This is a genomic window from Enterococcus sp. DIV1283b, assembly GCF_051710965.1.
Classification (GTDB): Bacteria; Bacillota; Bacilli; order Lactobacillales; family Enterococcaceae; genus Enterococcus_B; species Enterococcus_B lactis.
Genome location: NZ_JBIOLR010000001.1, coordinates 524551 through 549876, shown reverse-complemented (window position 1 = coordinate 549876; position 25326 = coordinate 524551). Strand labels below are relative to the sequence as shown.

The following is a 25326-nucleotide window of genomic DNA, read 5'->3' as shown; positions in this document are numbered from 1 at the left end:
GCTAGGCACATTCTAGCATAAAACAGCGAACATACCAAAGAAGAGATTACTTTTACCTAGAAGGCACTTAGTGTAGCGAAAAAAAGACTGCCCAAAATAAGGTGCAGTCTTTCTTCTCGTTGCTAATTGATCTTCTCGTTTTTCGTCTTTTTTCTTATTCGAATTCTTTTTCTTCCAGACGGAATAACGGACTCATCGGTGTATTTTCATGGATGCGCTTGACCGCTTCACCCATTAATTCTGAGCATGTAACGATCGTTAAGTTTTCCGGATGACGATTTTCTTCTGTGAAAACAGAATCAGTGATACAAATATCTTTGATTGGTGCATTGTCTAAAATGCTTTTCGCATGATCGGACAATAATCCATGTGACGCACAGGCATATACTTCTTTTGCGCCGTTTTCTTTTAATACATTTGCTGCTCGTGCAAGCGTTGCTCCGGTGTTCAAGATATCATCTACCATGATACATGTCTTTCCTTGAACATCACCAATCACATAACCACCCTCCGTTGAAGCATCATCTGCATGGTCTACGATGGCTAATGTACTGTTCAAATATTCTGAAAGACTACGTGCACGCTGAACGCCGCTGTTTTTTGGCGACACAACTACGATGTCATCTCCCGTCAGACCTAATTGACGGTAATAATGAGCAAACAATGGCATCGTAAATAAATTATCTACAGGAATATCAAAGAATCCTTGTACTTGAACCGTGTGCAGATCTAAAGTCAGTACTCGAGTTGCCCCTGCTTCTTCGATCAAGTTAGCAATCAATTTCGCAGTGATCGGTTCATGAGGTTTCGCCGTGCGGTCTTGTCTAGCATACCCATAGTAAGGCAATACGACATTGATCGTTTTCGCACTTGCTCGCTTCATTGCATCAATCATAATCAGCAGTTCCATGTAGTAGTCATTGACAGGTGCATTCGTTGATTGAACGATGTACACATGATCCCCACGGATACTTTCTTCAATATTGATGGAAATCTCCCCATCACTAAATTGCTTCACGACGCTTTTACCTAATTCTGTTCCAAACACTTTCGCGATTTTTTCAGCTAATGGACGATTCCCATTCAAACTAAAAATCTTCAACGTGTCATCCTGATACTTATTACTCATGTAGTCCTCCCCAAAACTTCTCTATTCTTCGATAGTTTAACATATTTTTCCAAGATTTTCTGTTAATTTCAGCAAATTCTTAAGGAAGTGAAACTGTTCTGTTACTCCAACTGGCAGGAATAACTTTATGATAGTCCCCCCAATTGTCGTGTACTTTGTAATAACGTTCTCCTGTTTCAGTTTCAAAATAAGCATACGCCGTCACCCAATGATTGCCGTAAGTACTACCAAGTACTTTCAGGATTCCAATCATCACAGGCTTGCCTTCACGTATACGTTTTGTGGCTCGCTGCCATGAACCTAGAAGAGTTGCTCGTGCACGCTCGTGATTGCCATTCTTCTTTAAAAAACTAGAAATCCCTGTACTGACTTGAAAAGGAATCGTAGGAAGGCCTAGTGGTTGGATTTGGCTACGCAACGCCTTTGTCAATGCCATCGAGTTAGACGTGTTTTTCTTGCGGATCTCTAGGGGAAGCATCCACTCTTTACGATAGTCTTGATAGTAGGCAAGTAAAACCGCCGCCGCATAAGTCCCGCAAAGATAACCTGAAGGAGTAGCCCATTTCTTATACCTTAAAAAACGTTCTTCTGGCAATCCCACCCAACAATTTGCGAGTTCTTTTCCTGACCTTTTTTCTTCGATCAAAACAGGCACCTCTTCTTTTCTGTTGATCCACTGAGAGAACTCGATTGGTGCTTCATTGAGCAGTCTCCATTGGCTACGAGAAATGCCCTCTTGATAGGTATATTCTGCTGGAGAATATTCTATCGGATGTCCTGATTGATCGATGATCACATAACTTTGATCTTCAAAAATCAGTGCTAAAAAAAGCCGTTCGCTTTTTTTCGACTGTAGTTGCTGGGTGCTGGCTAATTTTTTGATTTTTTTATCTACTTTAAAATAGAAAGGTTTATCCACTACTTGTTTCAGTTGGGATCGCCTCCTTTTTTTCATTATAAGTGAACGATTGAAAAAAACAAATCAGTTTGATTGTCCGAATTTTCAAATTTTTTTATGTTCTATTTGTTAATTCCTTCATTTTGTAAGATAATGGGCACACGAAACAAAAAAGGAGCGATCGATGAATGAACAAAGAACGATTGAAACAAGATTTCTATGAAGCAGTCAATGAAGAATGGCAAAAAACAGCAAAAATCCCTGCAGATAAACCAGCTACAGGCGGTTTCCAAGACTTAGTTGACGGAATCGACCAACTTTTGATGGGAGAAACAGACGATCTGCTTGCCCATCCAGAAAAAGTATCTTCAGAAAAAATGAAACATTTCCTTGCTTATTATCAACTGGCAAACGATTATGACCGAAGAAATGAGTTGCATGCTCAGCCACTTCAGCCTGTAATCGAGAAAGTTGAATCATTGCAGTCTTTCGACGAATTGAATGAGCAATTCCCGGAATGGTTGTTGGATACACTACCATTGCCATTTAATCTAGATGTAGATGCTGATATGAAGAATGCACAGACGAATGCCTTCTTTGCTTATCCGCCTTCTTTATTTCTTCCAGATAAGACGTATTATGCACCAGAACATCCTAACGGTGCACAACTAATGGGTGTTTTCTTTGATATGGCGGTTCAATTATTGGAGCTTGCTGGCAAAGAAAAAAGTCAGGCAGAAGCAATCACAGAACAAGCAGTGCAATTTGATAAATTGATTGCTCCTCATGTAAAAAGTGCAGAAGAAAACGCAGATTACAGCAAAATGTATAATCCGCAATCTTTTGACACATTTATTCAATACACAGATAAACTTGACTTGAAAAAACTTGTCACTGGTTTGATTGGGACAACCCCAGATAAAGTGATCGTCACTGATCCAGTGTACTTTGATCATTTGAATGACATCCTGACAGAAGCTCATTTCCCATTATTCAAAAGCTGGATGATCATTAAAACAGTACGTTCTCTTAGTGGGTATCTATCAGAAGAATTCCGCCAAGTCAGCGGAATCTATTCTCGCATATTGTCTGGAACAGACGAAGCAATGCCTCAGAAAAAAGCAGCGTATTACCTTGCTTCTGGTCAATTTGATCAAGTCGTTGGTGATTACTACGGGAAAAAATATTTCGGCGAAGCTGCTAAAAAAGATGTAGAGCAAATGGTGAAAAAAATGATTACCGTTTATAAAAAACGGCTAGAAGAAAATGACTGGCTTGGAGATGCAACAAAAGAAAAAGCCGTCATAAAATTAAATAATTTAGGTATCCAAGTCGGTTACCCCGATAAGATTCCAGCACTATTCGACCAATTCAAAACAGTGCCTGCAGATCAAGGTGGTACTTTGCTTTCAAACACTCTTGCTTTCAGCAAACTCACATTAAAAGATCGTTTCAGCAAATGGAACAAACCAGTGGATCGTTCAGAATGGGAAATGAGCGCTGATACAGTCAATGCTTATTATCATCCATTCCGGAATGTGATCGTCTTTCCGGCAGCCATCCTTCAAGCGCCATTTTACAGTCTAGAACAATCAAGCTCTGCTAATTACGGGGGAATCGGAGCTGTTATCGCTCATGAGATTTCCCATGCATTTGATAATAACGGCGCTTTGTTTGATGAATATGGCAACTTGAACAATTGGTGGACAGAAGAAGATCTTGCACAATTCCAAAACAAAGCACAAGCAATGATCGAAGAATTCGATGGTCTGCCTTTTGCTGAAGGAAAAGTGAACGGAAAATTAACTGTTTCGGAAAATATTGCTGATGCAGGCGGTCTAAGCTGTGCATTGGAAGCAGCAAAAACAGAATCAGATCTTTCTATCGAAGAATTCTTTGTCAATTGGGCAACGATTTGGCGTACAAAAGCAAAAAAAGAATACCAACAACTTTTACTGCAAATCGATGTTCATGCCCCTGCTAAACTACGAGCAAATGTGCAACCCAAAAACCTTGACGAATTCTATGAAACATTTGGTGTCACGGAACAAGATGCTATGTATCTAGCGCCAGAAAAAAGAGTGCGAATCTGGTAAGAGGTTGTGAAAAAGCTATCCTGCATCAAGTAATAAGAACAGCCAAACAAACACAGCAAGTGGGATCTCATCTATAAAAATGATAGAAGGAAGTGGAACGAATTGACGTCTCACTTCCTTCTTTTTTTACTTTCCTCAACTAATTGTTCTACCTTATCAAAAGGATACAGTGCGTTTATTTTTTTCGCTGTTTCATGACATAAGCAGCTACACCGATTAACAAAATTCCTCCAGCTACTGCTAACAATGGGCTATTAGACTCTCCCGTTTGTGGAAGTCCTTGAGCGCCATCTTTTTCCCTTTCTTTTGCTGTCCCATCTGGATCAGAAGGTTTTTCATTTGGCGATCCATTCCCTGGATTTTCCCCTTCTGGTTCATCAGTTCCTGGTGGCACACTGACAGCTTCTCGCACTGTGATCGCTTTTTGCTGGGTAACAGGTTCTGTATGAGCAACCCATTTTTCGCCATCAAATATTTCCGAACGATAAGTGACTTCTAGCGTATATTCTCCTTTTGAGGGGGCTGAAAAAATAGCGGTATGATTAGAAAATTGAGCACTTGACTGTGTTTCAACGATTTGGATCTTTTCTGGGAAATAACGCATATCTTCAAAGACAGGCGTTCCTTGATTTGGTGTGAATGTTGACACAGATACTGTAAAAGGCTTCAGTTCGATGATATTTCCTTCTGCATTCTCCGTCACACCATTTGCCTCTTGGATAATGATTGGATTATTTTGTTCGTTTGGTTTTGTCTGATTTGGTTCTTGTACGATTGCATATTCTGGATACTCCGAAGACGGTGAGGTTTCTCCGTCAAAAGTAGCACCTACAGATAGTGGAAGACCAGCTACTCTTCCCTTTTCTGTTTGACGATTCTCCGGTTTGATTTGCATCAATCCATGGACATGGATGCTTCCATTCGCATAGCGCGTAACAGGCTGCTGCCCTTCTTGCGAATGTGTATTTAGAGATTCGATCCAATCTTTTGATACGGTATGTCCAAGAGTATTTTCTGATTGTTTTTCTCGTTCATTCCAATAGTAGTTCAACGAGTGATAGATTTGATCTTCGTTTTGATTCAATGGGCGGATCTGCTCTCTCATCTCAAGATTTTCTGTTCGGAAAGATAAGATACCAGAAGCATGGAAGTCTGTGTTTCCTGCCGAAGAGGTATAAAGAGCCACATTATAGGAACCATTGTTGAAGCTTGTACTGCTATTGACGATAATATCTGTTCCGCTATTGGAATCGATTCCTTTCGCAAGATTTTCGAAAGACAAACTATTGATCAATTCATGAGGGCCCGATAAAGAGGAACCACCCATTTTGAATCCATTACCGTTCCCTTCTCCTTCAACTCCCGGTACCCAACCGTTTCGATAAGCAACTGAGTTTTTGATGACTACTTTCCCGATCGAACCTGTTTCATTTTTAGCAAAAAGATCCCAACCATCATCTGCATTATGATAAGCGATACAACCGTCAAATACATTCCCTTCTCCTATTGTCAGTTTGGCCGCAAATCCATCGGCATCTTCAAATCCCGGGTCAGCATTTTCAAAAGATGTACAATTCTTGACTAAGTTATGCGCTGGCCATGCTTCGACAGGATCATTTGAGCTACCACTGATTTGGATTCCTGTATTTCCATTCCGATAAGCATGGATTTCTTCAACCAAATTATGATTTCCAGAAATCTGCAATCCTTTTTGCATAGCAGCACTATTTGTAACGTCAAACCCACGTAAAACCCAATAGTGACTGAACAGTGTCATCCCATTTCCAGTTCCTTTAAAATCAAGTACAGGTCGCTCGTTTTCTGGATTTTTCTCTGCAATCAATTGAATCGGGTTTTCTCTTGTCCCGTTAACTCCTTTTGGAATCGTCAATCCTCTTTCAAAGGGATAAGTTCCAGGAGCCAGGACGATTGTCTGCCCAGCATATGCGTATCTCAATGCTTGCGTCAGAGATAACGGATTTTGTCTGCTTCCGTTTCCTGTATCTGATCCTTCCGGTGTTACATAAACTGTCGAATAGTTAGGTTTACGGTAGTCAACTGTATGCAGGATCTCTTTTGTTTCATAACTAGCCATCTCTACGTATTCTTCTGGCGGATAGTTTTTATCTGGCGTAAAACTGAAAGTAAATTCATTCGTTCCTTCCATCAGTTTTGTCTGATAATCAAATTCCCGATTTGCAGTGATCGCCAAGTCTTTTGCGTTCTCAAGTACCTCTCCTGTTGCTTGATTTTTGATTGTTAATAATCCGTCAGCATTTTCTCTAAAGGACATAGTATGATCTTGGTTTCCTGAATGATTACTAGAGGTCACAGTGTAAATCGGATCAATCAAGCGAGTGGGCCTTTCTTGTCCAGGAGGATCTGTCGCAGGATCTGAGTAAGCCACTTCGATTCCTTCTACCTTGATCGTCATATTCCTTGCTGCAGCAAATCCTGCATAGATAACCGATTCATCGGAAGCATATAGCTTTTCCCAGTCATACATGATGTCAGAAGCTAGTTCTTCTCCTGTTTCAGGATCGTAATAATATGCCTCTAAACCAGTATTCGTTTTTTTCATCTCTACATCCAGTTTAGTAATCGAGTCCGTAGCCGGAAACAGATTCCCATGACCGTTTCCGAATATATTATAAGAACCTGCTTCTTTTTCTAAGAGCCCTGCTGAAGTCTCTAAAGGTGTTGTTTCCACTGAGACACTCCCAGGAGCAGGTGCGGCTTGAGGATCTTCAGATGATATTCCTGTGATTGCCCGTGTCCCCAATCCAAGTCGCATCGTATATTTGCTGCCGTTCGTGTTGACCACTTCTTGTCTATCCGAGTCCCAGACATATTCGATCCGACTGCCCAGTATGGCAAATGAATTCGAATAAAATGCTTGCCCAAACAAATGATCTTTTGGTACTGTGTCTCTCACCATCAAAGCAAATCCTTCTTGAGCATTCGTATAGGTCCAAGATTCTATTTCAATCGTCGCCCGCATCCTAAAATTGGTATCTTTCGGAATGGCTTGATAATAATAGGTCATTCCATCTGATCCGCTTGACTGGAATTTCCCACCGTTATTCGTGGAAGAGAGCCGCACGCCGTCTTCTAATGGTTCAATCGCATATCTGCTGGCACTTGTGCTTTCTCCGAAAACTACCCCTTTCCACTCTTCAGGAACTTCATCAGATTGCTTTTCTGTCTTTTCATTTTCTGATTCTTTTATCATAGGATCATTTCCTTCTTCCACATCCTTCTCTTCACTAGCCGTTGATTCTTCCTCTAATATTGACGTTTCTTCGCTGTTCACGTGTGCATTTTCTTCGTTCACATTCTGTTCGTTAGCAGCAACTTCAACGACAGAAGTCAAAACCGGGGTACTGAGCATGAGGAGATTCATCATTAGTGCACTGTATTTTATTCGTTTTTTTATCAAGTCCATCCCTCCTGAAACAAATTAGAAAGCGTTTACCTAAAGTATTACCTAATTTATTTTTGCTGTCAATAAAAAACAAAATTATAATAAGTGATATTTTATAAAAAGAAAAATATAACTTTAGTTGTTAATAATAAAGGGATTTATTACAGTGAAAATGATATGTTTGATAAAAAATAACAATTAAAAGAAGAGCACAAAACAATATGATTCGTTTTACGCTCTTCTTTTATTATTTTTTGATTTTTATTTAAAAAAAGTTTTGTTTTTTTATAGGATCTCTGCACCTAACGCGGATTCAAAATGTCTCAATGCCCATTCGTGTCCGACAGGATCAAAACTTGCCACGGCATCTTTGAAAATATGGAGTTTGTATCCTAGATTATACGCATCGACTGCTGTATGCAACACACAAATATCTGTACACACGCCGGACAAATAAACATCTGTGATTTGACGTTCTCGCAAACGAATGTCTAGATCTGTTCCACTAAAAGCGGAATAATGCCGTTTGTCTATCCAATAAACATTTTCCTGCTGCTCATGCTCTTGGTACAGATTTTTTAAAGAGCCGTACAATTCCCGTCCACTCGTTCCTATCACATTATGCGGAGGAAATAAGCGGTTCTCTGGATGGAAGGAATCTTTTGGATCATGTGCATCAATGGCAAAAACGACAAAATCCTTTTTCTCAATAAACTTTTTTGTGTGGGCAGTCAGCTTTTTTTCAATTGCTTGTCCTGCTGCACCAGTCGTCAGCTTTCCATCCTCTGCAACAAAATCATAGGTATAGTCAATCGAAATCAATGCGTTCATCTTAGTCCTCCTTATACGAGATGTTTGACAAATTCGATCACCATTTCTGCTGATCGCTTGCCTGCGTCTTCGATAAATTCGTCAAAGCTTTGTGTCGCCGAGTGATCCGCTGTGTCACTCATTGCACGTACGATCAAAAATGGGATATTGAACTGACGGGCCGTTTGTCCAACAGCGGCTCCTTCCATTTCACAAGCTAAAGCTTCTGGGAAATTCGTTAAGATTTCTTTGATTTTATCTGGAGAATCGACAAATGTATCGCCTGTAACGATCAATCCTTCTTTTGCATTCAAATCCGTTGCTTTTGCTGCTTTAACCATTTCACTGCGCAAATATGAGCTTGCTTCATAATATAAAGGCATTCCTGGTAATTGGCCTGGCTTGTAGCCAAATCCTGTTGCATCTGCATCAAAATAAGCTACTTTGTCTGATATAACAATGTCGCCTACTTGTAAACCTTCACCGATCCCGCCAGCTGAACCTGTATTGATCACCATGTTCACGCCGTATTGTTGGATCAACAGACTTGTGGTAATAGATGCTAAGACTTTTCCTATACCGGAACGTACGACGATCACTTCGTGGTTACCTAATGAACCTGAAATAAATAAAGCGCCTGCGCGTTCCCATGATAATGGTTCGCTTAGGTTCTCTCTCAAAATTTTTACTTCTTCTTCCATTGCGCCGATAATACCGATTTTCATCTTTTTAATTCCTTCTTTCTATATAAATGCGATTGCTAAAAAAACCACACATAACATTAGGATAACAATAATAAGAGATTTCATCAAAAAAGAGTTCCATTTGGTCGTCTTTTCTCGTTCACTGATCCTTGTTTTCGTGATTGGTTTATTCTTTTTGCTTTCTTTACGATAAAAGCTGGCAATCTTTTTTTCTTCTTGCTGATAAGCTGTTTCTGCTTTTCGCTGTTTTTTTAATGACTCGCTTGCTTGTGCTTGTTGTCGCTTGCGAAGTTCGCTTCGCGTAATAAGCGGTCCTTTGGCCATAAGCGGATCCCTCTACTTTCCTTTGGTCAATAATTCCCAGTATTGAATCGCATAAATCGTCTTTGCATCACAAATCAACTGATCTTTCATCGCTTGTTGTGCCTCTTCAAGAGTTAGATGATACAGCTCCAGTACTTCGTCTTCATCTTGAGCTAAAGGATTTTCGACCTTCTCTACTCCTTGTGCATGATAAATATGAAGGACTTCATTTGCAAAACCTGGTGAAAGATACATCGAAGTAAGATGGCTCAGCGACTTCGCACGATAGCCGGTTTCTTCTTCTAATTCTCTGGCTGCAGTCATTTCAGGATTTTTTCCTTCTCCTGGATCGATTTTTCCAGCTGGGATCTCCAAGATCACTTTTTCTAAAGGCTTTCGAAACTGTTTGACAAGGAGCAGGCGGTCAAGTTCATCAAAAGCAATGATCCCAACACCGCCAGGATGAAATACCAGTTCCCTCTTCGAAGTTCCTCCGTCTGGTAAACGAACTTCATCTACAGCAACATCGATAATTTTTCCGCTATAGATTTCTTTGCGACTGATTGTTTTTTCTTCAAATTGCTCATTGTTCAGCATATCTTCTCCTGCTTTCTTTGTAATCATAACTGCTTTTTTTTCATTTTTCAATTTTTCTCGAAAACTCCCTATTAGTTTACCATAGATAAACCTTAGATTTTCTCTAAATATAGAAAATCCTTCTTTAGTCCGATACTCTTTCTAGTAGTCAGTATGCTAAAATAAGAATGTAATCGAATAACGGAAAGAATTCAATACTCAATGATAAATGACTTGGAGGGCTTATTATGATAAAACGAAATTGGCCGTGGCTTCTAGCACTGGTCTTGCTGTTTCTCTTTGTCCGAAACAATGGTTTTTCTTTTGTTCTAGGACTTTTATTGATAGGCGTAGTTCTAGTTTTGTGGGGGCTCTTCGGTTCGCGCAGGAAAAAAGGAAAACAAGAAGAAATCCCTGCGCTGACTGACGAACTTGAGACTCACTATGAAAAAAGCGGTATGACAGCGAATGAAATCTCATTTTTCCGACAAACGATGAATCAAACAAAAAATGAGATCAATCAGTTGCAAGCGAATATGCAGCAGACAGCCAAACTTAAAGCAATCGATCTCCGTCATGACCCAGTCAAAGCGGCAAAAGCTTTATTCAAAGAATTAGTGAAGGAACCAAATCGACTACATGAAGCAAGTCAATTTCTTTATACGCATCTGCCGAATCTAGTTGATTTGACAAATAAGTATAATGAGATCAATGACCATGAGATCAAAAACAAGCAAACCTATGAAAAACTAGAAGAAAGCGCGCAGATCATCGATCAGCTATCCGCTTTGATCGCACAAGATTATCAAAAATTCGTCGCTGATGACCTAGACGACATCGACGTAGAGATATCTGTTGCGAAACAAAGCTTAAAGCGTGATAATAAACATGAACCAGAACAAAAAGAGTAACTCTTTTGTTCATAAAAAAGACTCGGAACATTCAGATGATGTCTGGCTGTTTCGAGTACTTTTTCTAAAGTAGAGACATTCATGTAAGAATCGAGAACAGATTCGACAAGGAGGAATTTTTTATGGATCATAAACCGACTGAAACAAAAGATGTCACACCAGTTAACGATACACTTGAAGACTTATTGAACAACCCATTTTCAACCCCCACAGACACGCTGACCACTTCACAACAAGCGGAGATTGATCAGCTCCAAGAACAACAGACAGCTGCTCGCTTAATTGACAAACTACCGGCGGAACGCCAAGAACAAGCAAAACAGCTGGCAGCAAAAATCGATGCCAATGATGCACAGTCTGTCATCAGCTATGGCTCAGCTGCTCAAGCGAAATTAAGTGAGTTCTCACAATCAATGCTGAATCACGTACAAGCTCAAGATATTGGCCCAGTCGGAGATTCGTTGACTGAACTGATGTATCGTCTCCAAGAAGCCAACCCTGATGAACTGCGTGCCGGAGAAGGAAATATCTTCCAACGTGTCTTCGGTAAGGTCAAACAATCGATTTATGAAGTGACAGCAAAATATCAAAAAATTGGTGCACAAATCGACAAGATCTCAGTGAAATTGGATAAAGAAAAAGACGGTCTGTTAAAAGATAATCTGATGTTAGAACAGCTTTACCAAAAAAACAAAGACTACTTTGATGCATTGAATATTTATATTGCTGCTGGGGAATTGAAAATGGAAGAACTTCAAACAACGATCATTCCAGAAGCAATGAAAAAAGCAGAAGAAACTGGTGATCAGATGGATGTCCAGATTGCCAACGATTACACGCAATTCTTAGATCGTCTGGATAAACGTACGCATGACCTTCGCTTAGCTAGACAGATTACGATTCAGCAAGCCCCACAAATCCGCTTGATTCAAAACACGAATCAGGCCTTAGCTGAAAAGATCCAAGCATCTATCGCTACAGCCATTCCGCTGTGGAAAAACCAAGTCGTGATCGCATTGACCTTACTTCGTCAAAAAGACGCAGTGACCGCTCAACGCCAAGTCTCTGAAACAACAAACGACTTATTGAAGAAAAATTCAGAAATGCTGAAAATCTCAGCCATCGAAACAGCGAAAGAAAACGAACGCGGAATCGTGGATATTGAGACCCTGCAAACTACACAAAACGATTTGATTGAAACAATCCAAGAAACTTTGCGTATCCAAAAAGAAGGAAAAGAAAAACGTCGTCATGCAGAAGTAGAACTTGGACACATGGAAGAAGATCTGAAACAAAAACTTTTGGATTTAACCCAATAGATCATCTTTCGCTTGTTACTAAAACAAACGCCCATCAACAGTGTAATAAACTGTTGATGGGCGTTTTTCTTATCTTTCTTCTAACTTCTCCATTGGAGTCTATTTCTCGTTCATCTTGCTGTGTCCATAGCCATAGCCAAAATAAATGATTAGTCCAATAACCATTACGATACCGAACACGATCCAAGTCACCGTTTGTAGACGAAGCATCAATACGATACAAGTCAAGATTGAGACGATTGGCAAGACCGGAACGAATGGAACTTTGAATTCTCCTGCTTTTGGTTTGCCAAACATTTTTCTTAACTTCAGTAAGCCTAGACTAACTAGCATCAAATAGGCGAGCGCCATGATATTCGTTAGTTCCGCTAATACATTCAATGGGAAAAATCCGGCAAAGAATACAGCTGCCACACCAGCGGCATAAGTCGCTTTTTTCGGTGTACGATGCTTTTGATCGATTTCTGTCATAAATTTAGGTAACAAACCATCCTTGCTGACAGCAAATAGTAAACGAGCGAGTGAATACATCATCGAGATCGTCACCGTCAACAATGTCAAGATTGCCCCTACAGCGATCACTGCGCCAACTGTCCCATGTCCTACATACCTCATGGCAAAGGCCACTGGATCATTAACGCCTAGTTCAGTATAGGGAACGATTCCTGTCAAAATCAATGTCACGATGATATAAAGGACCGTAGCGATCAGTATCGAACCAATGATCCCTCTTGGTACGTCTTTTTGTGGATTTTTGACTTCCTCAGCTGCCATTGCAACAGCATCAAATCCCAAGAAAGCAAAAAACACAAGAGCTGCACCATCTAGCACACCGGAAAAACCAAAAGGCATGAATGGCTGCCAATTATCAGGCTTAACGAAAAATATCCCTACAATGATAAACAACGCGATGATACCAAATTTGACATATACCATGACATTATTCAAACGTAATGCTTTCTTGGCTTCAAGCGACACGATGTAAGTGACGAATATCACTACTAGCACCGCAATCAAGTCAATGTATGTACCATTTTCCGGATTGTACCCGCCAGTTAATGCTTGTGGAAGTTCGGCCCCTAAGCTTTTCAAGAAACCTTGCATATAGCCAGACCAGCCGGAAGCCACAGAGGAAACCGCTAGCAAAAATTCCCCGATCAACAACCACCCTGTCAACCAAGCAGCAAATTCACCAAAGACAACATACAGATAGGCATATGGCCCACCGATCACTGGCACTCGCGAAGCAAACTCTGCGAAACTCAGTCCAGACAAAATGACAACGATTGCAGCTAAGACAAATGAAAGTGACAGTGCTGGACCAGCATTTTGATTGGCCGCAACCCCTGTCACCACAAATATTCCCGTACCGATGATCGCGCCAATTCCAAGCATGATCAAATCAGACGTTTTTAGTTCTTTTTTCATCTCACTCGTATGATTGAGATTGATCTCTTTCTTACGAAACAAATCCATTGAAGTTCCTCCCCATTTTAGGTTGGAAAACAGTGATTAAACTGTTTTCATGTACCCTAAAAGGATACCACCTAAAATGACTAAAAGGCAACCAACAATAACATAAATGAGCTCTTTTTTCGTTTTTCTTTCGCCAAGGATGAAAATCCCACCTAAAGTAGAGATAATGATCCCCATTTGTGAAAGTGAGAATCCAACAGCTAAACCAAGGGATTTGACTGTTAGAAGCATACAGATATTACCTAAGCCCCATAATAATCCACAGATCATGTTTTTCCATACAAATTGATCTACTTTAACTTTACGGAAAGCAAAGAAGCTTGCGCCTAAGATCATTCCGATACTTTGAGGTAAGATAATTGACATCGCATCCAAATTCGCCCAGTTGACAATGATCGTATATACGCCATAACCAATCGTAGAGAAGATCAATGCTCTAAAGCCCTTACCAAAATCAAGCATTTTATTATCTGTATCTATTTTTCCTTCGTCATCTTGTCGTGCCGTCAAATACGCACCGCTTACAAGAAGAGCTAAAGCAATAATACCGTATACATAATCTTTCGTTTGTGTCCATTCTTGGAAGAAAACGGCTCCCGCAATCGTATTCAAAATTAATTGAAAACCAGTAGACAATGGTAACCCTACAGAAACACCCATGTACTTCATTCCATGGAATTGTCCATTTTGTCCAACACTCCAAGCTAAGCCAGATAAAAATCCGATCAAGAAAATCCAAGGGGTGATTACAGGACTAACAACGAAAAAGACAACTAAAGAAAACAGAAATGCACCGATCGTCATTCCTAGTGTTTGTTGATTGGCATCGCCACCAATTTTACCACTTACTAAACCAATACTACCCCATGCCAACATAGGGACTAATGCTATTAAAATTTCCATAACCAATCTCCTTTTATTTCACATGATAAGAAACTTATCAGCGAAAACGTTAACAACACAAGCATTTTTTTTCGTTTCTAACGATTTTCTAACGTTTTTCATTATAAAAATTTAAGATTGGGAAAAATAAAGTCATTGTCGTCCCTTTTCCTTCAGTTGATTCAGCCGTCAATCGGATACCTAATTTTTCTGCCAGATTTTTTGCCAAGTACAGGCCTAACCCTGTCGAATGCGTTTTACTAAGTCGTCCATTTCTTCCAGTAAATCCCTTATCAAAGATTCGTTTCAAATCTTCCTTTGGGATACCGATTCCTGAATCTTTAACAGAAAGGCTGACTCCTTGCGCTTCCTTTTTTATGCTCACCATGATATTTCCGTGGTCTGGCGTATATTTGATGGCATTGCTAAGCAGCTGGTTGAAGATAAAAGCGACCCATTTAGCATCAGTCAAAACAGTATGATCCTCACCAATGATTTCATAGCGAAGATTTTTTTGGATAAAATAATTGGCCTGACTGCGGATCACAGGCTGGATGATTCCTTTCAATCCATACTCTTGGATGAGATAGTCCCGCGAGAAACTGTCGAGTCTTGCATAATACAAGACTTGCTCTACGTATTCGTCGATTTTTGATAATTCATTTTCGAGTAAGGTATACTTTTGATCGTCAATATCGAACTCGATCGAACGAACCAGTAACTTGGAAGCGGAAAGTGGTACTTTGATCTCATGGACCCATGAGTCAATATAATCTTTTTGGTCTTGTTGATTGCTGATTGCATCACTTCTTGATGTTCGCGGATCAGCTGATTGATATATTCTTCTACCAGTTTTTCTTCTTCTGTCCGCCCGCCACTCAAATAATTTTGCAAAGGAGATGTTTTTTGTATGTCAGCTAACTTCCCCCACCATCTTCTTTTGCTCAAGTAGCCACCTAGCAGATAAAAAATCAGAAAGACGCCCTCGATCAAAGCTAAATAAGCAATCGTGCTCAAATCCACTTTGATATTTGGCGCTAGCCACATCACAAAGATCGTTAAAGCAATAAAAAACAGCCATCCCAAGATCAATGTCCACTGATCTTTCAAATATTTAAAGAAATTCATCTTAACCGCTCATCCTTTCAGGGAACGATATATCCCTGTCCTACTTTTGTTTCGATATATCCTTGGATACCTGCCTGTTCGATTTTCCGGCGTAACCGATTGATGTTCACTGTCAATGTATTGTCATCTACAAACCGCTCGTCATCCCAAAGTGCTCGCAGCAATTTTTCACGACTTAAGATCTTTCCATTGTGTTTCATCAAAATAAATAGCAAACGGTATTCATTTTTGCTCAAATCAATGATCTCTCCATTAATCTCCATACTTCCGTTGTCGACATTCAACGTAATACCATTATGGCTCATCATCTCACTGGATAATTCTGTGTAATTATAAGAACGGCGAAGCAACGCATTGATTTTGGCAATCAGTACATCGATTTGGAAAGGCTTTGTCACAAAATCATCTGCTCCCATGTTCATGGCCATGATCATATCCATATTCGTATTCCTGCTGGAGATAAAAATAATTGGTACTTTCGATACTTCACGTATTTTTTGACACCAATAATACCCATCCAAAACAGGAAGATTGATGTCTAGCAATACAAGCTGTGGTTCTTCTCTTTCAAAGTCTGAAAATACTTGGTTGAAATCGGTCGTTCCAAAGGTTTCGAATTGCCATTTCTCAAGTTCTTCCATAATCAATTGTCGAATGATTTCTTCATCCTCGACTACCATGATTTTTGCCATAAAAAATCCCTCCATCTTTCTTCTTGCTTCTACAATATCAAAGAAGCCTTTGTGAAACAAGTTGGCTTACCTGTAAAATGTCATTTTAGAAAACGTTAAAAAAAACTGGAAATAGGCGATTTAATCGCGTTTGTCTCTTCCAAGCAGCTTAAATTTATTATGTTATTCTTAATAATTGGTCTATTATCTGTTATTTTTCTTTCGTTGTTTTTGTCTTTTAAATTTTCGATAACCCCAATAACCGAAAAGAGTTAGTATTAGCAATACCCCTAGTAAGAGCGCAAGTAATCGATAAAGATGGTATCTTTTTGTCTGTTCCATCTTTGAAGAAGCTTCTTCTGTAAAGGGGACTCGCTTTCCTGTCACTAGTAACCTGTGGGTGTTCACAGTATAAGGTGTACAAGTGATAAGTGTGACCAGATCCTGTTTTTCTCTGATTGCTAATGTATCTGTTTTTGTTGGAAGGACAACGATTTTCTCAACGACTTCATAAGCGAGCATCTGACCATATACTTCAAGATAGAAACGGTCTTTTTTCTCCATTTTTTCAAGATCTGTAAACAATTTTTTCTCAGCAACACCGCTATGGGTGGTAATTACGGAATGTGTATTTTCTCCTCCAATTGGAAAAGAGGTACCTTGTAGAACTGTCGCTCCTCTATCTAATAAAAGATCATTTGTTTCATCGAATAAAGGCAAGCTAACATTGATTTTCGGAATATAGATTGCTCCGATCATATGTTGTTCGTAGTATTCTTTTCCTGGGTTTCGGACATCTCTAACCGCTTGTTCAAAAGGATCTTTGACTTGACCCATTCCTGGGATGGCTGCCGTACGAGCAAGCGCCTGATTTTTCTTTTCTTGTACCGCTAATCGTTGCTCTTGTTTTTCTTCTTTCTCTCGTGCAAGCTGTTTTTGATAATTCTCGATCCTTCTTTGGTCCAAATAATTGCTGAGAGCATCAGCTAAAAATGGATATGTAAAAACTGCAGCTCCTGTAAGAAACATCACTGCCATGAATAATTGTAATAACATACTGATTTTTGTTTGAGGTCTTTTCTCTGTTTTCTTTTTCATTTTCTTCACCTTCTTATTTAAAAAAACTGCAGCAACCTTTATAAAAACCGATTGCTGCAGCTTATTTTTGTTGCTTATACTTCAGACTTCATTTTAGATTTACGATACCAGCTGTAGGCCCCAATCATCAAACTTAGACCGATCAGCAAGAATGCTAAGATCCCGTTTCCTCCAGTAGAAGGAAGAAATCCTTGTCTTACGTTTGGTACGCGTGCTGCTCCTGGATACTCATAGTCCACAATCACAAGTTCATCATCATAGCTACCAAGTTCTACATTGAACTCTGTGAAAGCTGCTTCACCTGTTGGTAAAACATATCCTTCTGGTGCTACTGTTTCTTTCATAAAGTATGTTCCGTAATCTAATCCAACAACTTCGAAGTATCCTTGGTCATTTGAAACAAATTCTGTTGCCTCTACACTATTATCACTTACCCAATCGATTGTGATTTCTTCTGCATCAGCACCTGACTCATAAACAGGTAAACGTACGCCATCTTTATAGAAAACAGCATAAGCAGTTTTCTCTTCGTTCCACAATTCAAATCTTGCACCGTCTAGTAAAGCATTGCTTGAAGCATCAAACTTTTCAAATCTTCTCCCGCCAGTCGTTACTTCTTCTGGTGGTACGCGACGTTCGTTGTAGTCATACTCGTCACCTCTACCGATTTCGATCAATGCTGTATTGTTATGGAATTCGTCTGCATTGATGACCGCGTTGACTTGCAAGTCATAGGTAACAGTCAATTCCCCGCCACGATGATTCCCTAATTTTTCCAGTGTTGCTGTGTTCGGTATACCTTCTGTTTCAAGAATGATCTCCACGACAAAACCGTTACCCACTTTTGTTACTGTATAATCAGTACCTTCTACCAACGTTGTATCTCCTACCTGCACAAGGAGTTCCTGATCAAAATAACTCAAACCTTCTGTTGGCGTATCTGTGATTCTGAAATGCGTGATGACTGTTGTATTGTCCTCATTAAGTTCATCAATAAAGTAAGGAATCGGTGAAGTTATTGTATAAGAAACTGTTTTTCCTTTTTCCAAGTCAACATATCGGATCGTTTCTTCTTCACCATTTTCATTGCGAATCGTCACTGTTCTTACGTCCGCTTCATCTACATTCATTTCTTTGGAAGAATCTTGGATTTCATTTTTAGGGTACAAGTGTACATCGGTGTTGTACGTATCTTTCCAAGAGGTTCCATCCCATACACCGCCAATAATATCTGGCATCATAACTGGCATCATGACAACCATTGGAGACGCGATTCTTGAAATATGAGCTGGTGAATATGTTTCTAAGAAGAGATAGACTTTATCTCTTAATTCTCCCGTTGTTTCAGTTACTTGTACCTTTTCAAAAACAGCTTCACCATTTTCGCCAGTCGTCTGCTTATCTATACTTTCGATATCATAAGATACAAACCATGCTGTTGTGTGATCTGATTGGATCAAAGCAATCGCAGCGGCAGGTTCTAACCCATCATCATCTATGTCAGTTGTTCTAGGGTCATCTTTCAGCAAATTATAATAGACATCTGTAACATCAAACATTTCAAAATCGACGCCTGGAAGATTCTCATTGCCAAAATCATCTGATACCAACCCGCTGTTCGGTCGTTCTTCAGGCACAGTCGTGAATGCTTTTTTGTGTAATGTGATCGTCACTTCACTTGGTTTTTCCGTGACTTCTTCAGCGTGAACTAATTTTCCATTTCCAAAACTTCCTAATCCTACAGCTGCGAGCAACAGTGCACTCATCCCCATGGTCATCATTTTTTTATTCATTTTTTTCTCCCCGTTCTTTTTTTATTAATAAAACAGCACCTAACAACAAAAGGATTCCTAACAAAGAAATCAGTGTTCTTGCTTCATTGGTTTGTGGAAATACGGACCCTTTCACAGGTTGATTTGGATTGCTTGGTCCACTTGGTTCTTTCGGTTTGTCCGTCGTTTCTTTTATGGTCTCGTTATACACGCGTGGTGTTGCTGATTCATAGGCAGAGGCTGGAACTTTTCCGGATTCCAATTCAGCCATCTTCTGCCCATTGACCATTACATATTGCGGCTGTCCTTCTGCATCCATCCAAGATTCAGGGACAATGACCTCGATTCGCTTACTTGCTTCGTCCATTTCGTACCCTTCTACACTTTTCAATTCCTCAAAATAATAGGTACCAGAGGGCAAGAATCGTTGACCTGTCGTGACTAGACCGTCTTTATCTGAAATGAATTTGCTTACATTTTTATCATTCAAAGGATCGTTGTTTGCTGGTTTGATCCATTGATTTTTCAAGTCATTCGCAGGAGCCATGTCTAAATAATATTTTTCTCCTTCTATCATCTGATACAGAGCAAAAACAGCACCTTCTAATGGGTGTCCTTTTTCAGTTGTTCCTCTTTGTCGTTCATACTTGAAAAAGTATGGATCTCTTAAATAACCGACATTTTTAGGATAGATATGGATCTCTTGCAGTTCCTCGGTTGGTTCTGTTGGATGATAGATTGGCAAAACAGCAGCAATCGGGATCGCTGTTTGATCGATATCCACATTCAACCCGATTTCCGGATCAATTGATTCTTCAAAAATCAAATAAACTGCATCTCGATCTTGGTTTTTCTTAGGTACTTGGATGCGTGCAATCCCATCTCCTAATCCACCAACCGTATCTTTTCCAGTCGTTACCGACTCCTCAACCTGAGCAAGTCTTTCTTCTGTTATCAACTGACGGATATTATTTCTGCTCATTTCAGCGATTTGCTGGACGAATTCTCTAGAGGTCATGTTCTCAGCAGCTTTTTTGTCATGATAATAATCGGTCATATCGTAAACGGCGAATGTCGCTCCATTTAGCGGGACCGTCTGCGAAATGATATCTGCTGTTTTTCCCGCTTCCTCAGAGATAGCCAGACCGTCATTTTCATGGAATTCAAATTGGTCGTTATAATCGATATCTCGAATCATCCGTTTATGCAATACGAATTCCACAACGTCTTCCCCTAATTCTTCTGCCGACATCGTTTGAGGAAGAAGGACTGCTACAAATGGCAGTAAAACAAGTAATTGAAGCATCAAACACAACAGCTTTTTCATTACCTTGCCCCCTCCTTTTTAGATTGTCTGACATACAAACCATAGGCTGCACCGGCAAGTGCCACGAAGAATACAGCAAGCAGGATATAGAATAATCGTCCGGATCCCCCTGTAGCAGGCAATGGATTTTCAGGATCATTCCCGACACTAAGCTGTAGCCTGATTCGGTTCGTATCCAAAAGTTCATATTCTAACTCTTGCTGCAGGTCAGGAGTCTCTGCTTCTTCGTTTGGATAATAAGAGACCTCAACTTTTAGTGTCCCGGCTTCTTTTCCTGGAACGACCCGATCATTTTCTATTTCTGGTTCTTCACGATAACTAATTTCTAAAATAAAGTAGCCTGGAAGTTTCCTGTATCCGTCCGGAGATTTCACTTCCTTGATCCGATAGAATCCTTCCATCAAATCCAAAGCATTGAATAGGGAAGAATCGTTTGGATCTGGTGACAAACCTCCGTCGATGAGTTCATAGTCTCCTTCACTATTTTGTTTTTCAATTGAAAATTCTGCGCCTTCAAGACGTCGACTACTCATACTGTCAACTTTCAAAAGTTCCAGATCGATTGGTGCTAGTTCATCTTCTAAGGTTACTTGTAATACACCATCGATGATGTCATAACCCTCCGGTAATGGAGCAGTTTCGTCTTCGATGACTGCCTCTCCAATGACAAATTTCCCTTCTTCGTTCAGTGCAAACTGGAATACTTGATCAGACAATTGATACCCATTTGGTGCAACAGATTCTGAGACCTCATATTCGCCGATAGATAAACGCAGCGGCTGGCTGTATTCTAAATCGACATATTTCTCGACGCCTACCGTATAAAGATAGAAGTAACCGATTCCAGACAAACGTCTTGATTCTTCGGGTTCTAACGGGTTGCCTGTGTATGCTCGATACAGCGGGAAGGAAGAATCCCCCACTTTACTGATATCAAAACCTGCACCATCTAAAGGATTGCCTTCATGATCTAATTTTCTAACTCGGATTTCTCGGTAATCAAACGTATTGTAAGCAGTGAATACCACCCATAATCGTCCCTCTTCGTCTGTTGAATAAGTGAGATATTGCCAGTTTGCTTCCCCTGTTTGTCTAAGCTGGATGGTACCTGTCTCATTATCGTACAGTCGCAAGATCCATGTGTCGTTTTCGTCAGGTTCTTTGAAACCTTCTGGGCTTTTGTTTTCAACGATTTTGTATTCTGCATAGTTGGCATTTTCTTCACTGTCCGTATAAATAAACGAATCTGGTTCTCCGATGGGATGAATGACTTTCTCACCATCCACGAGCAAATATTCACCATTTTCATCTACTGAATAGAACGTAAGCATCCCTTTCTCTTCGTCTGCTTCATTCGCACCAGAGATTCCTTTAGCTACTGGCGTTCCAATTTCGAGTCCGTTTCCATCAGTTTTATACAGTTCAAACTCTGCCCCATTGATTGGCATAGTGCTTCCTTCAATCAGTTTATTGATGTTCATGTGGACAGGCTTGAATTCATTCCGCATTTCCAATTTGACATACAGCTCATCATAATCTGTTCCGTCTATGTTGGGCACTTGTACAACAGAAAGCTTGTGATACTCTCCTTCATAATAGGAATCTTGGTCTGTTCCTTCTGGTCCGCCAAACCTCGTTCCAGTTGTATTTTCGTCCACAAGCTCATAGTGCCCTAGCATCTCATCTTCGGAGGCTGCATATTTTTTGATCTGGAATTGATATGTCTCATCTACCAACTGATAACGTGGCGGTCCAGCGATCTCTCTGATCCAGAAAATATCACTGACAGCACCTGTTTCATCCCCTAGAACAGGGATCTTCGTTTCGAAGATTGCCATTCCATCCGCTGTAGTTCTACTTGTTTCGATTGGTTCGACCTCTCCAGCATCCGGATTTTGGTCGTATAATGCAAATTCGATTCCTGCTAAAGGTTCCCCATTTTGCCCCGTCTTGCTTATTTGGAAATTCCGGTCCTTATGCTCATAACGTATAGATGACGTTGGAAAATACATTCGCCCGTTCATAACATCGTTTTCATAATCCTCCAAGTTTTGGATATAGGCCATATTGTTCACTGCATAGAAATTCCCGTCTTGTGCTCCTGCATCCAGTTTTACTTGATAATTGATCCTGACCATTTCCCCTTCACCTAACGAGATTGGAGAAAATTTATAGGCTTGGTTTTCTCGCCCAACGTACGTTGTTGGTGTCGCTACTACTTCTGGTGGTGCTTGTCCATGACGCGCTTCATCCCATATTTCTGGCTCTTGGTACTTCATGCCGTTTTCTCCTGGATCTAGATGGTAAAACTGGATATCCGCCGATCTGCCAGCTCCAAACGGTGAAACATTAAATCCAGTTTCATCATAAAGTGTGGCTTGCTGGATCGTTTTCTTGAAGGTAGAGGAGATATCCTCTAAGGCTGTAATGATGTCATTCTTGTTGTTCGCATCGTAATAACGCGGTGTTGTGCCATCATCATTTAAATCAGCAATGTTTTTTAATACATTTCGTCCGATTGCATCGAGTCTCTGTCTGCCGGCAATACTTCCGTCGATTCCTAACCCAATGGAGAAAATACTAGGTGGGTTCTCTTGGTACTTGTTTTTCAGCCAATGATGATATGCAACAGTATTGATGGCTGACGACTTTTCTTGTGAAGTTGGACTACCGTTAGTATCATTGCTTGCGCTTCCTGTACCAACCCAGTGAATCGCTTTATCATCACCTTCTTTTACTTCTCCGTAACGGTATTCCACATTTGTCCCATTAACAGGACGATCAAAGTCAGATGCGTAGGTAAGTGGATAAGCAAATCCAGCATTAGAAGTATTCCCAGAAAAGGTTTCAAAGTTTTTGAACAAATCACCACGATCTACGGCAATCTTATCCCCCATGACACTCCAACTGCTCCAAGCTCCCCAAATACTTGTACGAGATCTTGTTTGGATAGGTGCATAACTGAAGGTGGGTGTTCCGTCTCCTACGACGATCAGGATCTTTTCTGGATTTCTATTTTCTCCGCCGTTATCCGCATACAATGTTTCATAACCATTTTTAAGTCCTAGTGTAAGCGGCGTTCCTCCGATGGGTGTACGATTCAGTGCTGTATTCTCACTACCTATTAGACGATCGATGTCATTTGTCAACGGAAAGATGTCCGAACTGATTTGTTCCTGGTTATTGATGACTGTACTATTATGATAAAAATTCACCATACCGATCCGAATATCCATATTTGGGTCGGATAGCAGATTTTCACTAATTTCATTTACCGCTTCTATCAGTGCCGCATTTTTACTTTGTCCTCCGCCTTCCAGTGTCCCTTCATTCATACTGGCTGATTTATCTAGAACAAAAACGATATCGATTGGACTGATTTCTTGTTTCTCACTTCCAATCACATCTAGATAAACGTTATAAAGTGTCGTTGCATCTTCAGGATGTAAGTCAGCCGTTGGATTGTTAGAGGGAACTGGTTCTACCCATTTTTTGATATATGCCCCGTTATAATCCAAGTAACTGTTTTCAAAATTCCGTTCATCTCCCCAAAGCTGAACAGTTTGCGCTGGAACATTTACATCTTCTTCGCTTGCAGTTGATCCATTATCAGCCGCATAGTCGTAATTTCGCCAGTTCGCTCCCCCGATTGTGTAATCACTATCATCGATTAAGTTCTCTCCATCATATGGTGAGCCTTTTTCTCCCTGATAGCGTTCATTGCTTTGTGACCAATTTCCTAATACTTTCGTATAGTCATTCGTTGTAAATCGTGGATAGCGGTGCTGATCGTTTTCATCTATTCCGCTAGGATAGATATATTCATACGGATCTTGCGTAGCTGTTGGTCCAAGACGCTCTAAAATACCGTTGAATAACCGGCGTTGAATGCGTTGGAGTGCTTGACCGCTGGGCACGATTGGTGCGTCCAGCTCTTCCGTTTCATTTTCTTCGCTACGTTGATTTTCAGCGGAATCCTCTGTATCTGTTTCATTTTCTTGTAATTCTTGATTAGCTATTCTTTCATCGACCACCACTTGAAGAGGTAGTTCCCCTTCATTTACATCTGGAGTCTTTTCTGTTTCAAAAACCAATGTGCCGGTCTCAGCTTCTTTTGAATAAAATTTTCCGACATACCATTCTTGACCATCGATTGTCTCGACTTTTAAGTCTTCTCCATCTTCATCGTAAGAGGAGAGACCTGTTCCCCGAGCGTTTTTTACAGTACCAATTCCGGCAGCAGCTGTATCGATTGCTAAACGTATTCTACCTTCGTTCGCACTCTCTTTCTTTTCAAAAGCCAGATGCCATTCAAACGTTTCTTCTTTTTCGATATACCTCCCTTCGATTTTTGCATAGTCCTCATCTAGAAATACCTCATCCTCCTTCACTTCTGTTGACTCAGCAGCTACATCCAATGCTGTCATATGATAGACAGACTGGAAATACGGTCCAAATAGCAGGCTGACAGCTGCTAACTGCAAAAGCTTCAATTTTACCCCTTTCACATTCTTATACTCCTTTCTAAAACATGTGCCTTCGTTCACAACAAACACCAAAAACAGCATCTATCTAATTATAATCTAATTTAATTTTAACTTTAAATCAAACGATATCCATTTTAGTTAAAAAACACCAATTATACAACACTTATTATTAAAATTAGATTATAAAGTTTTATAACGTTCTCATTTAGCAAAACTTAAGTTATTAAGACAGGTAAATAATCCCCGACTGTTTCCCTGAAAAACAAAAAAACAAAGCACGAATGCGTATTTACGCATTCATGCTTTATTCATGCA

Annotated in this window: 17 protein-coding genes and 1 pseudogene; 3 read left to right on the top strand and 15 right to left on the bottom strand. The window is 40.1% G+C overall.

Annotated features, from left to right (window positions below):
* Positions 1-154: 154 nt before the first annotated feature.
* Together IGJ53_RS02585 and IGJ53_RS02580 are read right to left on the bottom strand one after the other, a co-directional pair.
* Complete coding sequence (locus IGJ53_RS02585; RefSeq protein ID WP_002286741.1) at positions 155-1129, bottom strand: ribose-phosphate diphosphokinase; 975 nt, start codon at positions 1127-1129, stop codon at positions 155-157.
* 79 nt (positions 1130-1208) lie between these two features.
* Positions 1209-2084, bottom strand: a complete 876-nt coding sequence (locus IGJ53_RS02580) for a dihydrolipoamide dehydrogenase (protein WP_438749477.1) — start codon at positions 2082-2084, stop codon at positions 1209-1211.
* 131 nt (positions 2085-2215) lie between these two features.
* Here IGJ53_RS02580 and IGJ53_RS02575 point away from each other — a divergent pair, with 131 nt between their 5' ends.
* Positions 2216-4123 carry a M13 family metallopeptidase gene (locus IGJ53_RS02575; RefSeq protein ID WP_010731977.1) on the top strand — a complete coding sequence of 636 codons (1908 nt, stop codon included), beginning with the start codon at positions 2216-2218 and terminating at the stop codon, positions 4121-4123.
* A 175-nt stretch (positions 4124-4298) separates the two neighbouring features.
* Here the strand turns inward: IGJ53_RS02575 and IGJ53_RS02570 are convergent, their stop codons facing one another.
* The 5 genes from IGJ53_RS02570 to IGJ53_RS02550 all read right to left on the bottom strand — a co-directional run bounded on the left by IGJ53_RS02570 (position 4299) and on the right by IGJ53_RS02550 (position 9961).
* Positions 4299-7562, bottom strand: a complete 3264-nt coding sequence (locus tag IGJ53_RS02570; protein WP_438749475.1) for a right-handed parallel beta-helix repeat-containing protein — start codon at positions 7560-7562, stop codon at positions 4299-4301.
* Between the two features lie 270 nt (positions 7563-7832).
* Positions 7833-8378, bottom strand: a complete 546-nt coding sequence (locus IGJ53_RS02565; RefSeq protein WP_010731975.1) for a cysteine hydrolase family protein — start codon at positions 8376-8378, stop codon at positions 7833-7835.
* 11 nt (positions 8379-8389) lie between these two features.
* Complete coding sequence (locus IGJ53_RS02560) at positions 8390-9082, bottom strand: 5'-methylthioadenosine/adenosylhomocysteine nucleosidase (RefSeq protein WP_438749473.1); 693 nt, start codon at positions 9080-9082, stop codon at positions 8390-8392.
* Positions 9083-9100: 18 nt separating this feature from the next.
* Positions 9101-9385 (bottom strand): cell wall synthase accessory phosphoprotein MacP, encoded by a 285-nt coding sequence (macP, locus tag IGJ53_RS02555; protein ID WP_002286760.1) that lies wholly within the window; start codon positions 9383-9385, stop codon positions 9101-9103.
* A 12-nt stretch (positions 9386-9397) separates the two neighbouring features.
* Entirely contained in the window at positions 9398-9961 is a 564-nt protein-coding gene (locus tag IGJ53_RS02550) for an NUDIX hydrolase (protein WP_010731974.1), read from the bottom strand.
* 227 nt (positions 9962-10188) lie between these two features.
* On the opposite strand from IGJ53_RS02550, the gene IGJ53_RS02545 reads away from it, so the two are divergent.
* Together IGJ53_RS02545 and IGJ53_RS02540 are read left to right on the top strand one after the other, a co-directional pair.
* A complete protein-coding gene (locus IGJ53_RS02545) occupies positions 10189-10851 on the top strand; it encodes a 5-bromo-4-chloroindolyl phosphate hydrolysis family protein (RefSeq protein WP_002374972.1) in 663 nt (220 codons plus the stop codon).
* A 122-nt stretch (positions 10852-10973) separates the two neighbouring features.
* The gene (locus IGJ53_RS02540) at positions 10974-12170 is read left to right on the top strand and encodes a toxic anion resistance protein (RefSeq protein WP_002374970.1); all 1197 of its coding nucleotides are present in this window, start codon (positions 10974-10976) and stop codon (positions 12168-12170) included.
* A gap of 99 nt (positions 12171-12269) precedes the next feature.
* Here IGJ53_RS02540 and IGJ53_RS02535 read toward each other — a convergent pair whose 3' ends face one another.
* The 8 genes and pseudogenes from IGJ53_RS02535 to IGJ53_RS02500 form a co-directional block, all read right to left on the bottom strand.
* Positions 12270-13646, bottom strand: a complete 1377-nt coding sequence (locus tag IGJ53_RS02535) for an amino acid permease (RefSeq protein WP_002374969.1) — start codon at positions 13644-13646, stop codon at positions 12270-12272.
* Positions 13647-13682: 36 nt separating this feature from the next.
* Positions 13683-14549: a GRP family sugar transporter gene (locus IGJ53_RS02530; protein WP_002291228.1), complete on the bottom strand. Its 867-nt coding sequence runs from the start codon at positions 14547-14549 to the stop codon at positions 13683-13685.
* A gap of 88 nt (positions 14550-14637) precedes the next feature.
* Positions 14638-15656, bottom strand: a pseudogene (sapS, locus tag IGJ53_RS02525) (two-component system sensor histidine kinase SapS).
* 17 nt (positions 15657-15673) lie between these two features.
* Entirely contained in the window at positions 15674-16348 is a 675-nt protein-coding gene (gene sapR / locus IGJ53_RS02520; RefSeq protein WP_002291233.1) for a two-component system response regulator SapR, read from the bottom strand.
* A 183-nt stretch (positions 16349-16531) separates the two neighbouring features.
* Positions 16532-17425: a class C sortase gene (locus tag IGJ53_RS02515; RefSeq protein WP_438749469.1), complete on the bottom strand. Its 894-nt coding sequence runs from the start codon at positions 17423-17425 to the stop codon at positions 16532-16534.
* A gap of 74 nt (positions 17426-17499) precedes the next feature.
* Entirely contained in the window at positions 17500-19218 is a 1719-nt protein-coding gene (locus IGJ53_RS02510; protein ID WP_438749467.1) for a SpaH/EbpB family LPXTG-anchored major pilin, read from the bottom strand.
* Positions 19211-20524: a pilin N-terminal domain-containing protein gene (locus tag IGJ53_RS02505; RefSeq protein WP_438749465.1), complete on the bottom strand. Its 1314-nt coding sequence runs from the start codon at positions 20522-20524 to the stop codon at positions 19211-19213. Before IGJ53_RS02505 ends, IGJ53_RS02510 begins: the two co-directional genes overlap by 8 nt.
* Positions 20524-25032 carry a VWA domain-containing protein gene (locus IGJ53_RS02500; protein ID WP_259741761.1) on the bottom strand — a complete coding sequence of 1503 codons (4509 nt, stop codon included), beginning with the start codon at positions 25030-25032 and terminating at the stop codon, positions 20524-20526. The genes IGJ53_RS02505 and IGJ53_RS02500 overlap by 1 nt, the downstream gene beginning before the upstream one ends.
* Positions 25033-25326 lie beyond the last annotated feature (294 nt).